Origin of the sequence: Paenibacillus nuruki (assembly GCF_001721045.1) — a bacterium.
Lineage (GTDB): Bacteria > Bacillota > Bacilli > Paenibacillales > Paenibacillaceae > Saccharibacillus > Saccharibacillus nuruki.
On the sequence record NZ_MDER01000045.1, the window covers coordinates 73,542 to 90,043 of the forward strand.

14 protein-coding genes are annotated in these 16,502 nt (G+C 39.5%); 1 reads left to right on the forward strand and 13 read right to left on the reverse strand.

Translation table 11 applies throughout. The annotated features are described in order from the left end of the window. Positions 1–31: 31 nt before the first annotated feature. Genes narI through PTI45_RS13605 form a run of 4 tightly spaced genes read right to left on the reverse strand, consistent with a single transcriptional unit; the run spans position 32 to position 6,521 of the window. Complete coding sequence (narI, locus tag PTI45_RS13590; protein WP_069328138.1) at positions 32–718, reverse strand: respiratory nitrate reductase subunit gamma; 687 nt, start codon at positions 716–718, stop codon at positions 32–34. After that, the gene (gene narJ / locus PTI45_RS13595; RefSeq protein WP_069328139.1) at positions 718–1,281 is read right to left on the reverse strand and encodes a nitrate reductase molybdenum cofactor assembly chaperone; all 564 of its coding nucleotides are present in this window, start codon (positions 1,279–1,281) and stop codon (positions 718–720) included. Before narJ ends, narI begins: the two co-directional genes overlap by 1 nt. Then, positions 1,274–2,857: a nitrate reductase subunit beta gene (narH, locus tag PTI45_RS13600; RefSeq protein ID WP_069328140.1), complete on the reverse strand. Its 1,584-nt coding sequence runs from the start codon at positions 2,855–2,857 to the stop codon at positions 1,274–1,276. Before narH ends, narJ begins: the two co-directional genes overlap by 8 nt. Next, positions 2,847–6,521 carry a nitrate reductase subunit alpha gene (locus PTI45_RS13605; protein WP_069328141.1) on the reverse strand — a complete coding sequence of 1,225 codons (3,675 nt, stop codon included), beginning with the start codon at positions 6,519–6,521 and terminating at the stop codon, positions 2,847–2,849. The genes narH and PTI45_RS13605 overlap by 11 nt, the downstream gene beginning before the upstream one ends. A 344-nt stretch (positions 6,522–6,865) precedes the next feature. On the opposite strand from PTI45_RS13605, the gene PTI45_RS13610 reads away from it, so the two are divergent. Then, positions 6,866–7,285: a hypothetical protein gene (locus PTI45_RS13610; protein WP_069328142.1), complete on the forward strand. Its 420-nt coding sequence runs from the start codon at positions 6,866–6,868 to the stop codon at positions 7,283–7,285. Positions 7,286–7,520: 235 nt separating this feature from the next. On the opposite strand, the gene PTI45_RS13615 is transcribed toward PTI45_RS13610, so the two are convergent. The 9 genes from PTI45_RS13615 to PTI45_RS13655 form a co-directional block, all read right to left on the reverse strand. Further along, positions 7,521–8,063, reverse strand: a complete 543-nt coding sequence (locus PTI45_RS13615; RefSeq protein WP_069328143.1) for an NADPH-dependent FMN reductase — start codon at positions 8,061–8,063, stop codon at positions 7,521–7,523. Next, entirely contained in the window at positions 8,060–8,623 is a 564-nt protein-coding gene (gene mobB, locus PTI45_RS13620) for a molybdopterin-guanine dinucleotide biosynthesis protein B (RefSeq protein WP_083243534.1), read from the reverse strand. Before mobB ends, PTI45_RS13615 begins: the two co-directional genes overlap by 4 nt. Positions 8,624–8,626: 3 nt before the next feature. Beyond that, positions 8,627–9,931: a molybdopterin molybdotransferase MoeA gene (locus PTI45_RS13625; RefSeq protein ID WP_083243535.1), complete on the reverse strand. Its 1,305-nt coding sequence runs from the start codon at positions 9,929–9,931 to the stop codon at positions 8,627–8,629. Between the two features lie 312 nt (positions 9,932–10,243). After that, a complete protein-coding gene (locus PTI45_RS13630) occupies positions 10,244–11,008 on the reverse strand; it encodes a DUF4247 domain-containing protein (protein WP_069328145.1) in 765 nt (254 codons plus the stop codon). Between the two features lie 12 nt (positions 11,009–11,020). After that, complete coding sequence (locus tag PTI45_RS13635) at positions 11,021–11,527, reverse strand: DUF4178 domain-containing protein (protein ID WP_069328146.1); 507 nt, start codon at positions 11,525–11,527, stop codon at positions 11,021–11,023. A gap of 23 nt (positions 11,528–11,550) precedes the next feature. Further along, positions 11,551–11,955, reverse strand: a complete 405-nt coding sequence (locus tag PTI45_RS13640; protein ID WP_069328147.1) for a DUF350 domain-containing protein — start codon at positions 11,953–11,955, stop codon at positions 11,551–11,553. A 205-nt stretch (positions 11,956–12,160) separates the two neighbouring features. Then, on the reverse strand, positions 12,161–12,832 hold the full coding sequence (locus PTI45_RS13645; protein ID WP_069328148.1) for a PspA/IM30 family protein: 672 nt from the start codon (positions 12,830–12,832) through the stop codon (positions 12,161–12,163). Positions 12,833–13,201: 369 nt separating this feature from the next. Beyond that, positions 13,202–14,878, reverse strand: coding sequence for a copper amine oxidase N-terminal domain-containing protein (locus PTI45_RS13650; protein ID WP_069328149.1), 1,677 nt, complete (start codon positions 14,876–14,878; stop codon positions 13,202–13,204). 348 nt (positions 14,879–15,226) lie between these two features. After that, a complete protein-coding gene (locus PTI45_RS13655; protein ID WP_069328150.1) occupies positions 15,227–16,255 on the reverse strand; it encodes an NADH:flavin oxidoreductase/NADH oxidase in 1,029 nt (342 codons plus the stop codon). Positions 16,256–16,502: the final 247 nt, after the last annotated feature.

Sequence of the window (16,502 nt, forward strand, 5' to 3'; positions counted from 1 at the left end):
AAATAGGGAAAGAAGGCTAAGCCCACTTTCCTCAATTCGATTTATGTCTTCTATATAGAATATAACTTCTCCCTACATAATTCAATGGAACACTCCACACATGAACCAGACGACTGAATGGCCAAAAAGCAAAAATAGCAAACCCTGTTAATGCATGAATTTGAAAAGATACGGGTACCGTTCTCATCAGCGAAGGATCAGGACTTAACATAAATAGACCACGGAACCAGATCGAGATCGTTTCCCGATAATCAAACTCTGGTTGTACAGCATTTGTGAAAAGTGTAGCATACATACCCATAAATACAATAAACAATAATAATACATTAACGACCAGATCCGATACTGTACTCAAGCGACGTACACTCTGTAATGTAAATCGACGTGAGGTCAAAATAATCATTCCTAGCAGAGTCGCCAATCCGAAAAATCCACCCACATAGACGGCACCAATATGATACATATGATCGTTAACACCAAAAAAGTGCATCCATGATTTAGGGATAAACAAACCGACAATATGCCCCATAATAACCGGGATAATCCCTAGATGAAATAATATACTTCCAATCATCAATTGCTTTTTCTCTATAAATTCACTCGATTTGGCTGTCCAACTGAATTGATCGGTACGATAGCGGAAAATATGCCCAACGATAAAGATCACGATACAAACATACGGCACAATAATCCACAAAAATTGCTCTAACATATGCATTACTGATGTACCTCCTGCTCAACACAATCTTTCAACGTTTCCCGCAGAGCTTTAACCAGATGAAAATAAGGGCTTTCCAGTTTTTCTAATGCTTTTAACAAATGAAATGTACCGTCTTCCAGTACCATGATTAACATTTTGAAATTTTCTGCCGCATGAGGATCACCTTTCCATTCTGCTGCATATAGAAATTCACACATCAATGGAAGATAGTCAGGCAATTCTTCATCTGGCATTTGCAAGCCAAACATTTCATACAAAATTTTCAATTTAGCTAACATTTGTCCACGTTCTTTGGCATCTTCAAACTTAAAGTATGTCATATATAAAGCACAATCTTTTTGAAAATCGAATGTCTTGGTATAGATTTCTTTAATCTCATCCATGGTATACTGATGCATCTGATCCCAATAGGTTTGTACATATGAGTATGTTGGGTCATTCAGATCAAATGATTGCTCCAAAAGAGTTGGATGAAAATCCAACTTTTCTGGATACATTAATTGTTGTGCAAAAAAATGAAATGACGGTTTATAGTCGTACAGCTTATCTAAATTAATCACGCCAAATCCCTCCATAAAAATTCTCTTCGAATATAGGTTTGCCGTCTTTATCAGTTGCTTCTGAATTACGCATAGACTCTACTGCTCCGCAACCTGAGCAGTCACTGCCACCCATCGAAGTATTGCCCATCATTCCGTTATATCCAGCGGCACCCTGCGCACGATAAGGATTCATATGCTCTTCTTTATGAGAAGGAGGAATCACAAAGCGATCTTCATATTTTGCAATCGCTAGCAGACGATACATTTCATCAGTCTGACGAGCAGTCAGCCCGATTCGTTCTAACCGACTATGATCGAACTCTTGCCCTGTTGTAATAGACCGCATATAAGAACGCATCATCGCCATCCGTTGTAATGCTTCTTTGACTGTTGTCGTATCTCCAGCAGTTAGCATATTGGCCAAATACTGAATCGGTGTCCGCATTTCTTCAATTGCCGGGAAAATCATATCTGGATTTGCTATTGAATCTCTACCTTCAAAATAGTTCATGATCGGACTAAGTGGCGGTACATACCAGACCATCGGCAATGTACGATATTCTGGATGAAGCGGGAACGCCAGCTTGTATTCTATAGCTAATTTGTATACTGGCGAATTTTTAGCCGCTTCGATCCAGTCTTCTGTAATTCCATCTTTGCGAGCTTGCGCAATAATCGCTGGATCATTTGGATCAAGGAACAGATCACATTGTGCTTTGTATAAATCTTGCTCATTTTCTGTCGAAGCAATCTCGTGTACTCGATCTGCATCGTATAACAGAACACCTAAATAGCGAATACGTCCTGTACATGTCTCTGAGCATACTGTAGGTAAGCCTGCTTCTACACGTGGGAAACAGAATGTACATTTTTCAGCTTTGTTGGTTTCCCAGTTGAAGTAGACTTTTTTGTAAGGACAACCGGTCATGCAATATCTCCAACCACGACAAGCTTCTTGATCGACAAGCACAATACCATCTTCATCACGTTTGTACATCGCACCAGATGGACAAGAAGCAACGCAACTTGGATTCAGACAGTGCTCACATAATCTTGGTAAATACACCATAAATGATTTTTCAAAATTGAATTTGATTTCTTCTTCAATTTTTTGAATATTAGGATCTAAAGGTCCAGTGATATGTGCACCTGCTAGATCATCTTCCCAGTTAGGACCCCACTCGAGATTCATTTTTTTGCCTGTAATCACAGAGTGTGGTCGTGCAACAGGTGAATGCTGTTGATCTTTGGCATTGGTTAACTCTTCATAGTTATATGTCCATGGCTCATAATAATCTTTCATTTCAGGCATATCAGGATTGTAGAAAATTTTACCCAAAGCAACTTTAGATAATTTATTGCCTGATTTTAGTTCTAATTTGCCTTTGCGTAGTTGCCATCCGCCTTTATATAATTCCTGATCTTCCCAACGTTTGGGATAACCGATACCAGGCTTGGTTTCTACGTTGTTGAACCACATGTATTCTGCACCTTTACGGTTGGTCCATGTGGTTTTGCATGTCACACTACATGTATGACAACCGATACATTTATCCAAGTTCATTACCATGGCTACTTGCGCTTTAATTTTCAAGCCAGTTAACCTCCTTCATTTTGCGAACAGCTACATAGACATCTCGCTGATTTCCGATGGGTCCATAATAGTTAAATCCATAACTCAGTTGTGCATAACCGCCTACCATTTGTGTTGGTTTCATATGAATACGTGTTGGCGCATTATGACTGCCTCCACGAGTATCTGTAATTTCTGATCCCGGTACATTAATATGCTTATCTTGCGCATGATACATAAACATTGTTCCACGAGGCATCCGATGACTTACTACGGTACGTGCTGTAACCACACCATTACGGTTGTAAACTTCTACCCAATCGTTATCATCCAGATGATGTTCAGCTGCATCTTCATTATTAATCCATACAGTAGGTCCACCACGGAACAGTGTCAGCATATGCTGGTTATCCTGATACGTGGAGTGAATATTCCATTTACCATGTGGTGTTAAATAACGTAGAACCAGTGCATCTTGCCCACCTTTGATTTCTTTGTCACGTGGACCAAAGACCATTGGAGGTAATGTCGGTTTGTATACCGGTAACGCTTCTCCAAACTGCATAAATACTTCATGATCGATATAAAAATGCTGTCTACCTGTCAATGTACGGAAAGGCACTAATCGTTCGATATTCGTTGTAAAAGGAGAATATCGTCGTCCTTGCTTATTCGATCCACTGAATACAGGTGTTGGAATGACTTCACGCGGTTGCGCTGTAATACTTTGAAATGTAATTTTTTCGGCTGCACGATCGGCAGAGATATCACATAACTCTACTCCACTATCTAGCTCTGCTTGTTTGTATGCTTTTTGCGATACACGTCCATTGGTAGCAGACGATAGATGAAGAATAGAATCAGCCACCTGCCGAGCAGTACTTAATTTAGGCAATCCATCTTTGATCGTGCCATCGTAATAGACACCATTTAACTTTTTGAGTTCTTCATATTCTTCTTTTACAGAAAAACTCACACCATGTGCTCCTGTTTTACCGATAGCAAGGTTGGGTCCAAGAGACACGTATTTATCATAAATTTTGGTATAATCACGCTCAACAATACTAAAGTTAGGCATCGTTTTACCTGGAATCGCTTCAACTTCACCTTTTGCCCAGTCACGAATCATCCCCATCGGTTGAGAAATTTCACCGATTGAATCATGAGCAAGTGGTGCAGTAACCAGATCTTTATATACACCTGGCAAATGATCTTTGGACATATTGGAAAAGACTTCAGCCAATTGGCGGTAAATATCCCAATCTGATTTGGATTCCCACAACGGATTGACTGCTGGATTAAATGGATGCACAAATGGATGCATATCGGTTGAAGACAGATCTGTTTTTTCGTACCATGTTGCCGCTGGCAGTACAACATCTGCATATAATGGTGTTGTCGTCATGCGGAAATCAAGAGCTACCATCAGATCAAGCTTGCCCTGTACATCTTCTCGCCATACGATTTCTTCCGGCTTTTGTTCTTCATTAGGTGTTGCCAGTAGATCATCTGATGCTCCGAGTAGATGCTTCATAAAATATTCCTGTCCTTTAGCAGAACTGGATATTAAGTTTGAGCGCCAGATAAACAAAGAACGAGGGAAGTTCTCAGGTGCTCCTGGATCTTCTACAGCAAATTTTGTTTTTCTCGATTTGATCGCTTCAACAGAATAATCAATAATTTCCTGATTGGTTGTTAGTCCTTGTTGTGCGGCTTCTTCCGCAAATAACAATGTATTTTTATCAAATTGTGGATACGAAGGTAACCAGCCCAAGCGTGCAGCCAGTACATTATAATCAGCAGGATGCTGATAACTCACTTCAGCACTAAGCGGAGACTTTAATGAATCAGTTCCACTTTCTTCATATCTCCATTGTTCTGTTGCAAAATAGAAGAACGACGTGGCATTTTGCAGACGTGCTGGTCCTTGCCAGTCTTTTGCAAATGCAACTGTAGACCAACCTTCGATTGGACGGCATTTTTCCTGACCTACATAATGCGCCCATCCGCCTCCATTTACTCCTTGAGAAGCAGTCAGTACAACCAGATTCAGAATCGCTCTATAAATAGTATCGCTATTAAACCAGTGATTGATGCCAGCACCCATAATAATCATGGAACGTCCACCCGTATCCAGTGAATTCTGTGCAAATTCACGGGCGATCTGTACAACCACCGAAGCTTTCACACTGGTAATCTTTTCTTGCCAAGCAGGGGTATAGAAAGAATCCGCGTCATTGTAATCTTTGGCATTATATTCATGAGGAATACGTGCTACACCATACTGACTCATCATCAAGTCATACACAGTAGCGATATAACGTTCAGTACCATCTGCTAATGTGATTTTTTTAGCTGGAATTACACGTTTGAAAATGCCATTGCCTGTATTATCAAAATACGGGAATGCGATCTCTACCCATTCTTCATCATGTCCTTGTACACTTAGTGCAGGATCAACTTTGGTTCCATCTTCACGTTCTAAGATCAGATTCCAATGCTTATCTTTTTCCCAACGTTGACCCATTGTTCCATTAGGAATCATTAATTCATTTGCTACATTATCGTAAATGACTGGCTTCCATTCAGAATGTTCGGAAGCATCACCAATATCACTTGCACGTAAAAAACGTCCGCCTTTTAACGTATCTTCATGAGGATCTAATAAGATGACAAACGGCATATCTGTAAATTGCTTTGCATAATTGATAAATGTCTCTTCTTGACGCTGTTGATAAAATTCATCCAATATGACATGAGTCATAGCTTGTGCTAAAGCTGCATCTGTTCCTGGATGAGGAGCTAACCAGTGATCTGCGAATTTCACATTTTCCGCCAAATCTGGAGCTACAGAAACTACTTTAGTTCCTTTATAACGAACTTCTGTCATAAAGTGAGCATCTGGTGTACGAGTTAAAGGTACATTCGAACCCCACATCATCAAGTAAGCGGCATTGTACCAGTCGGAAGATTCAGGGACATCAGTTTGTTCACCCCAGATTTGTGGAGAAGCTGGAGGAAGATCGGCATACCAATCATAAAAACTCAACATTTCGCCACCGATCAATGACATAAAGCGAGCACCTGATGCGTAACTAACCATCGACATTGCTGGAATTGGCGTAAAGCCTGCGATTCGATCAGGTCCATATTTACGAATCGTATAGATTAATTGCGCTGAGATTAAGTACATTGCATCATCCCAACTTACACGCACATGTCCACCTTTACCACGAGCCGATTTGTACGTGCGTGATTTCTCAGGATCTTCCACAATACTTGCCCATGCTTTAATAGGATCATTATGTTCAGCAAGTGCGGCTTGCCAAAGTTTGACTAATTTCCCCCTCATATACGGATATTTGATACGCAAAGGGCTATATTCATACCATGAGAATGTAGCACCCCTAGGACAACCACGAGGTTCAAATTCCGGCATATCTACACCACAAGATGGATAATCGATTTGCTGATTTTCCCAAGTGATAATTCCGTTTTTGACAAATACTTTCCAACTGCAAGATCCCGTACAATTCACACCGTGTGTAGTACGAACGACTTTGTCATGAGACCAACGTTGACGATAGATATTTTCCCATTCTCTATTTTTCTCTTCCAAAACCGACCAATGATTAGAGTAACTTTCGATCGGTTTGAAAAAGTTAAGCTTAAATTTGCGTTTCATAAATAGTAAACACTCCTTTTTGAACCACAATTCAATTCGATGAATAGATGGGATTGAACTGCAACTCGTGTTTGTTACTATTTATTATGATATTCAGATGATCATATGCCCATTAGGGAATGTCCTATAGTCAGGCAGGAACTCCCTTGTTCTTTCTGTGAACGTGCAAAACGTTGTGGCTCCTGCATATTTTCCAAAAGGATATAGAGATAAGCGATCAAATTCACCAATCTAAAGAGCTATATAAGGGAATTCCCTTTTCTATTAGGGGAATATCCTTATCCTCAAAAAAGGGATAAAAAGCTATGCTATACTATGTAAAATCTTAAAGGGGGTCATGACCTATGAGCGGACCATCATTACGTCAACTACATGCTCATCATTCGATTCATGAAGGTGGATTGTCTGGAGCGATAACCAAAACAGAAGAATTAGAAGAATTTATGCAAGCTGGCGAACATGTTGTTGCCAAATACGCAGCTCACCATTTAATTGATTATTGGGAAACACGAATTATCAGTCATGCCGATGCAGAAGAAGAAATCGGAGGCTTTTATGATGAAAAATTGACTCAGCAGCAAGAGTTAGCAACAGCAATTATTCAATTGAAACGTGATCATGATCTGATGAAGATGATTCTCAAAAATATCAAAGATACTTTAGCCACAGAAGAATTAAACGATGCTCTCTTACAGCAGTTTCAAGCTTTGATTGTTCTCAACAATCTTCATAGCCGAGAAGAAGAACGACTGTTATTTGTCTAGTTATCTAGGATTGCTCGATATACTTTCCATAACAAAATCCCCTTAACACTTCTGTAACTTCTCAACCTTGAATGAGTAAGTTCGCTAATAGCGGTAAGGGGATTTTGTAATTCAAACGGTAGTTATGCTGGTCGAATTGCACGTCTATAGTAGATTACAACGTTATATTTTTTTCAGATCGTTCTAGTTGAATATAAGTATATTATTCTAAGCTTACAATCGTGCTCCATTTAGCTTACGCAGAAGAACTACTTAATTTAGAAGCTAAATCGATAAAGCTTTCTACCGCTTTGCGAATACGCAATTCTGTTCCTTCATCTGTAGGCTCACCGTTTTCATTGAATTCACGCTGTGACCCACCGATGGAAATCCATTCCGGACAGTTAATACCATGTACATTACGAACAATCGTCTGTAAATGTAATAGAGAAGCTGTACCGATCAATCCACCTGCGGAGTTTGCAGATAAAACAGCTTTATTGTTAAAATAATCGCTTCCTAAGAAATCAAGCGCATTTTTGAGTACGCCAGAAATGGAACCGTGATATTCAGGTGTTGCTAGAACAAGGGCATCCGCCGATTTGGCTGCTTGGGCAAGTTTTTGTACTTCTTCATGTCCATAAGCTTCACCCGGTCCGTATAATGGCAATTGATGCTCATACAAATTAAATACTTCTGCTTCATGTCCATGCTCTTGAAGCAGATGGGCAATATACTGGCTCAATTGAGTAGTTGATGCATCCGGACGATTACTTCCGGCGATAAGTGTAATTTTCATTTCTGATGTTCCCCCTGTGCTTCAATATAATTTTCCAATTCATGGATTATGGTTATGATACCATCTTTTTCAGCATCAATAAAAGTGATTTCTTTCAAATTTGAAGATATAGATGATGAATAGCGGTTGTATACCCATTTGACCTGTACCAATTCATGAACCAAAGAAATACCTTGCTCATCGGCTACGATCACGATCTTAGGGTAGTCTGCTTGCTTAAATCCTTCAACTAATATCAGATCATACCCTACTTCAAATCTCGATATTAACTCTTCTAATGTAGAGGAATGCTGCTCGATGATAGCCGTACGTGTTGCTGAACTAATCGCAATCGCTGCTGCTCCTGCTTGAGTATGAGCGTAGGTGTCTGTACCTGCATGATCCATCTGGAATTCATGAGCGTCATGCTTGATGACAGCGACTTTTTTGCCTTGAGTAGACCAGTGTTGTAATAAGGCTCCAATCAATGTCGTTTTACCCGAATTTTTGTAACCGACAATCTGAATAACGACAGGCGTATGTTGACGATCAATAGTAGATGGCATAGGAGTGTCTTTCATTGATTATCGACTCAGACGGAGCAACGATACCGTCGTCCCTGCTGGCAGTACTTCACTGGTAGGTGGAATAATAATTAAGCAATCGCTATCTTTGATCGTTACCATCACACTGGATTCGTCGAGACTCGCCGGATAAGCAATAATTTTACCATTTTCTACAGTCATGCTTCCACGTACATAACGAGTAAAGCTATTGATTTTGTGATAATCATGCCCTAGTGTTGCTGTCCATTCTGGCAAATAATCTTGCTTGGAGTTCATCATTTTCCGGATCGTTGGACGGACTAATAATTCACAACCCACAAAACATGCTCCTGGATTACCTGATAGTGCGAATAGTAATTTGCCATCTTTGACTGCACCGGTGGTGACACTACCTGGACGCATTGATATTTTGTTAAATAGCATTTCTACTTCATCACTACGTACCAGATCGCCCATTACATCATAATCCCCTACAGATACACCCCCACTAGAGATGACGATATCATAAGACGATAACGCATGTAACATCGTTGTCCGTGCAAGTTCCAGATCATCCATAATAGCTCCTAATACATGAGGCTCACCGCCTGCTGCTTTGACTTGCTCTGCTAACATATACGAATTACTATTGCGAATCTTACCTGGTGCAATAGGTTCTTCTACGGCTAACAATTCAGTCCCTGTTGAAAAAATGGCCACTTGTGGACGACGATAGACTTCTACTTGATGGACACCAAAAGTAGCCAGCACAGAAATCTCGCCTGCTCCAATCTGTACTCCCTGTGTTAGTAAAATATCGCCTGCTTGTACTTCAAGTCCAATCGGTGTAATATTGCGACCTTGTTCTACAGAACGTTTCAAACCTACCCATTGTCGTCGATCTTCTTCTCTCGTCTCGGTCATCTCTAACATTACTACTGTATCTGCTTCATCAGGAACCATCGCTCCCGTCATAATACGAGCTGCGGTGCCTTTAACAATCGGGACAGAAGGAGTCTGCCCACAAGGAATATTATCGATCACTTCTAACCAGACGATATGGTCACTTGAAGCTGGAGCAATATCATCAGCAATTACAGCATAACCATCCATACCTGAACGGCGAAAATGAGGATAAGGATGAGGAGCTTGTACCGATTCGGCTAAAAATCTTCCCCCTGCTGTATACAAAGGTATCACTTCTGTATCTATAACCTGTACATATTCAGCTACTTTTTGTTGCGCTGTTGCTGGAGTAATAGGTTTCCGCTTAAACTTAGCCGGATTATGTTCAACAGGATTAGAACCGCCCTGTTCACTTGATAATGGTTGTGATTCTTTCATCATTAACTGCCTCCTGTATATTGCTCATGCTACGACTCTTGTAACTTCATTGTTATATGTTCGTTCTTTTCTATTCCTTTCTTTTATAGACTAACATAGAAGATCATGCAAGTTTTATGATGACCATAGAGATAAATTGCTCTATATTGCTCCCTTTTTAGTTATTGTATGTATATTCTTTATTTTAGTTATAAAAAAACCGCATCCTCTGTAAAAGGATACGGTTTAAGGTTGAACTAATGACAATAAAAATCAGCTTGTGTATAAATAGCATCAACAACTATTATATTCACTTCACATCTTTTTATATGTTTACCTTCGACTTCGCTTGCGTATTTTACCTGATCCAGAACTGCTTTTCGGTTTACTGCTTCGCGAAGGCGAGAAGAATCCTCCACCTGAGGAATCCGAGCGACTGCCTCGATTGATCGTTCCACTTGATCCGTTTGAAGAAGATGATCCCCGATTAAAAATGCTACCGCTATCTTTCGAACGCTTCGAGCTAGATGATGTGCCACGCTTGAAAATAGAACCGGATTTGTTCACTGTTAACGGAGGAGCTTGTTTGATATCTTGTGTGGTTGGCTTTTTGTACTGTATCGTGGGCTTGTATGTTTTGTAGGTTGTATATCCACGATAACTACCACCATAATTGTATCCGCCACCAAAAGAATTAAATAAATTACTGATAATACTAGCTGTAAGATATCCTTGTAAAAAGCTAGAATCATAGTTTCGAGCTACATATTTGTCTGAGTCCACCTCGATAATCGTATCTTCTGGCTTCTCAGGATCTTGTTGGACTTGAATTAATTCATTGTCATAGACAAGAAACATCCGCTCCGGATCTTGAACACTCATCTCTTGTGGAGTACGTTGATCCGATAACTGCTCTGCGACTACAGGAACGGTCTGTCCTGCTGCACGGTATATATAGGAAGTGGAATCTCCATCTCTACTGACCGATTCGAGTGGATAATTGACTTCAACCTTCGAATTACCACAACCTGATAATAATGAAGTTAATAAGGCAAGCATTATTGCTATTTTGAGCAACCATGATGCACGCTGTTTCATTCTTCTTCGCTCCTAACTAGCACGGATAACATAGACGTCTCCGTTAAGTACGAATTCTCCTTCATACAAAGTAAAACGTCCAGCTTGCCATTCAATACGAAGTAATTTGCGATCATCTGATTGATATTGCCACACCGATTGCTCTCCACTTTGTAATGCTGGTGTTCTGCCTGTAGATATTACTGTACCATCGTATTGTTCTTCTAAGTAATAGTCGGTATCATCCATTTCAATATGACTCGGTACTTCGCTTGCATTTTCAAGTCCTCCGTCAATTGGATAATACAGCGCATAGCGCACCGTTTCTCGCTCTTCGATATGCAGATAAGCGATTGCATTGCCATCTTGTATAGTGAGTACTACAGCATTACGAGCACGGTTACGAACGCTTCCTTTGACTTCATATGTAACCAATGACACTTCGCAAATATCCCCAACGCTCAAATCCATCGGGCTTTTTTCCACTTTAGCCGGTTCAGGTTTAGATACGAGGTTAGTAATTCTTTTCCATAATCCCATTGCCAATCGTCCTCTCGTAATCTTTATAATGAAGCTGAAATAATCAATGCACCTACGATTTGTAATGCTCCGCCCAATAATCCGTAACCAATGTGACCTTGTTTGGTACCTTCGTCCAGATCAAGACCCATCATTTTTTTCAATAAGAAGCGTACAATTAATTCCAAGACTAGTAAGATTACAAATGATACTACAGATACCAGTACAGCTTCACCAAGACTCCAAGATGTACCGATCGCTACCGATAAAATATATCCTTGCGCAAATAATTTCATCACCAGACGAGTTGCCACCGCATTATTGCCTGCTTTGATCTCGGTAATATCTTTGTACTTGGTAAATAACGAATCAATATACATCAAAAGAAATAAAAGTACTGCTCCTACTGCTGTCCATACTGCAATTGACCCCAAAATGTTCCAACTCATACTAGACATCCTCCACATATTCAACGTCGTAAAATTATTTATAACCTGTTCAAGATTGTACTCTTTTGCTTATTTCTTTCAACATCATCAACCCATCACTATTCATCAAAAATCCATACAAAAAGCGAAGGAGAACAAGCTGTATCGTTCCGACCTTCGCTTTGTAATGAGCTACAGAAATAGCGTAACTTATATTTGAATAAAATTATGATTTGTTCTCGTATTGCTTCATCAATGCTGCTAACTCATCTTCAACTGCTTTATCTTTACCAAGTGATGCAAATTCATCATCTAGTGATTTGTTCTGACCATTCACTTCTTCACTTGCTTGTGCTTGAGCTTCCATTTGTAGCATTTTTTCTTCCATACGCTTCAAGCCAGATGTTGCAGAATCTGAACTAAATTCGCTCATCGCATGATTGATTTCTTTTTGCGCTTTAGCTGCTTGATAACGAGCGATCAAAGTATCGCGTTTATTTTTCATTTCAGTCAATTGCTTGCGCATTTCGTTTAACTTGGCACGAAGATTGTCCGCAGAAGCTTTGTTTTGCTCATAGTTCGCTTTGAACTCATCACGTTTGGCTTCAGCATTTTTCTTTTCTTCCAACGCCCGACGAGCTAGATCGATATTTTGCGCTTGAGCAGCCATATGTGCTTGCTCTTCACGTTTTTTAACCAATGCTTCTTGTTCTTCGTACGATTGTTTGAAACGTTTTTCGATAGCGATCTGTGAGGCAACAGCTTTCTCCGCATCCTCTAGGTCAGCAGACATATCGCGAATATATTGATCTGTCATTTTAATAGGATCTTCTGCTTTCTCAATCAAAGCAAATACATTGGATAAAGTTAAATCACGTAACCTTTTGAAAATAGACATAAATAATTACCTCCAATTTAATAATTGATCACTATTGTCGTGTCAATGATAGATCATAATACGAAGCATGATATTTAACGTTTCAATAATTTGTAATTTGACCGCTATTCATCGTTCTATATTCTGACTATACGACTGCATCTGAACACCAATAGGTTCCTTATACTGCCTATTTTACGGGATTATGGGACTTTCGTCTATATCACCCCTACATTCTTACCTCTACATATAAAATTAAACATATTCACGATTAAAAAAACACTCTCAGTCTATAAGACCAAGAGTGTTTTTATTTATGATAAGCGTTGACAACACAGAGATGGGTTGGCTATGGGCATAACCGGATATCTCGTATCAGTTAACGCTGTGTTACATCGATTTCGTTAAAGTGATTGAACCGTCTGCTTTATTCCATTTAACGTCCCAACCTAATAATTCAGTAATCGAACGTAAGGGTACTAATGTTCTGCCATCACTATTGACCATAGCATTTGCACTTAGCATTTTAGTAGATCCATTAACATCTACTTTTTTGTTATTAATCCAGAATTTCATGGTATCGCTACCTGCCATTACAGTCACTTGACCAGCAGATTTATTCCAGCTTACTTTCGCACCGATACCTTCTCCCAAATAACGAAGTGGGATATACGTAGTGCCGTTTTTAACAACAGGAGCAGTATCCATCATTGTTGTTTTGTCACCAATTTTGAGCTGCTTGCTGTTCAGCTTCATCCATACCATCATCATCGAATCATTAGATGTTGTAGGATTGGTCATCACTGGAGCTGTTGGCGTAGGTGCTGGTGTAGTTGGCATTGTAGGCATAGGTGTAGTTGCTGCTGTTTTAAATTTGTCTGGATATTGAGTAACAATCGCACCACCTAGTGCTTTACCAATTCCGAACATCGTTTTGTATCCTTCACGATCTGCTGTATATGCACCTGCATAGTTTTTAGCAGCATATTGATCGATCACAGATTGAACTTGATCTTCATGAGTACGTAATGCAGCTAATGCAGCATCAGCTGGCAAATTATTCGCTGTAGCTGTACCTAAGAATGTGGAGAATTCTTTAGTGAAGTCTGTAATACGATCTTTAACCGATTGTAAAGAGGTTTGATTGTTGGATTTGAGTGCATCGACATAATCACTTTGTGCTTTAATATGATTAGTCACCCAAATTTTTTCAAATTGATTAGCACCTTCTGCACCATAGATTGAAGAAATAGCTGCTTTGAAGTCTGCTGTGTTGCCAGCTTCAGCTGCGATTAGTGCATTAGAATCTGGTGAACCGTTATATTGTTTTTGCATTTGCAAGACAGATAATGCAAAGTGTTCTGCTGCCAAATGGTTCAATGCTGAACGTAAATCTGCTGCTGGTGTATCAACAGAAGTGTTATCGAATTTAGCCGGGAATTGAGTAACAATCGCACCCGATAATGCTTTACTTACTGTAAACATCGTTGCTAGACCTTCACGATATTCTGTGTATGCACCTGTGTAATCACCAGCTACATATTTTTCAAATACGTCTTGGACTTGATCTTCATGGAGACGAAGTGCATTTTCAGCGGTTTGTTCAGGTAATTTACCACCTGTTGCTGTAGATAAGAATTTGGCAAATTCATCAACAAATCCTTGTACTTTCGCTTCTGCTGCTTTGATTGCATCTTCGTTTTTCATTTTGGTTGCTTTTACAAGTTCGTCTGTATATTGGTTGTGTGCACGGAAGATTCGTTCGAACTCTGCTGCTCCTTCTTTACCGTATAAAGATTCGATAGCAGGTTGCATATCTAATGCATTTTTATCCAGTGCATCTAACGCTTGTGCAGCATCAGGAGCACTTTCATAAGCTTTAGTCATGGCTACCACAGCTAGTGCAAAATGTTCAGATAGCAGATAATCTAGATCCGAACGAAGGTCTGCTGCTTTGGTACTTACAGTTGGCATTGATGCTGAAGTTGCATCGGCGGCGAAAGCACCTGTAGTAGGAACTAACAAAGACAAGCTAAGTACGGGTACTATCAATTTTTTCATTTTCATCATCAAAACTCCTTTATGTGTTTGTTTTATTTTTGTTGTCGTCCTTACACAGATGAACGGAAGAGATTCATTTTTGGATCACTTTGTTATTTTAAATTTTTGATATCTGTCGTGAAAATAGTATGTTGATCGTCTCAAATTTATCCTAGCTATCACTATTATATTTGCGCAAAAAAAGCCTATATCCCTTGATAGACAAAGGATATAGGCTACTTTTATTTTTAGACCAAACTATATCATACTTCAGTCAAATGACATCTTCAAAACAATTAAAAACTTTTTTTATTCTGTCTCCAAAATAAAAGATTGAAAAGTAACATATTGGTAAATATACATTTTAAAATATAATCATCTATGATACCCACGTGCGTATTGAACAGGAACTTCTGCTTCTAATTGCAGTTCTTTGGCAGCATGAGTCGCCCAGTATGGATCACGTAACATAGCACGACCTACAGCTACAAGATCTGCTTGATCGTTTTCAATTACTTTTTCTGCAACGTCGTACTCATCCAATAGACCTACAGCAATCACAGGCATATTCAATGCTTTTTTAATATGTGAAGCTAATTCTACTTGATAGCCCGGACCTACTTGCATACCACCTGAACCAACAGGGCCTTCACCACCAGAAGAAATATGCATGATATCTACACCTGCTTCTTGATAACGACGACATACATCTGTGATATAGTCGATACCGTATCCACCATCTACATACTCACGTGCAGATACACGCATAATGACAGCCATCTCTGCTGGAACGACTTCACGAATTGCTTCTACTACACGTACACCGAATAAAGCAAGGTCTTGACCATACTCATCTTGACGTTGATTCACAAGTGGGGAATGGAATTGATGAATTAAATAACCGTGAGCTCCATGCACTTCTACCGTGTCAAAACCAGCTTCTACTGCACGACGTGCGCCTTGACGGTAAGCTTCAATCATTTCTTCTACTTCTGCTGTAGTAAGCTCATGAGGTGTTTTGTAACCTTCTCCATCATAACGAATAGCTGACGGTGCAACAGGAGGATTCGCATCTTCTGCTTTGCGACCAGCATGACCTAATTGAATACCGATCTTCGCCCCATATTGATGTACACCATCAACTATTTTGCGATAAGCCGGAATAAAAGAATCGTCCCAGATCCCTGTATCGTTGTCTGTAATACGTCCATCTGGATGTACGGCAGTCATTTCGACAATAATAAGACCCGTACCTCCTACAGCACGGCTAATATAATGAACATTATGCCAATCATTCGGCATACCATCTTTGGTATCTACAGAATATTGACACATCGGAGGCATAACCACCCGATTTTTAAGTTCTAAATTTTTAAATGTATAAGGTGTAAACAAATTAGGCATATCTATTCCCTCCAACAGTATGAGATAACGAGCTTGGTATATTACAACTTTTCGTAATGAATAATAACATACTTACTTATTATATACTAAAATTATCACAACAAAACAGAATAACAACGATATCTCTGATATTCACGAAATCTTCATACCATTGTTCCAACAAATAATAATGAATAATATGTAGATTGGTGGTTTCTTTGACACCCTATGCTAAATAAAAAAAGAAAGAGCCGATACGCTAATCAGC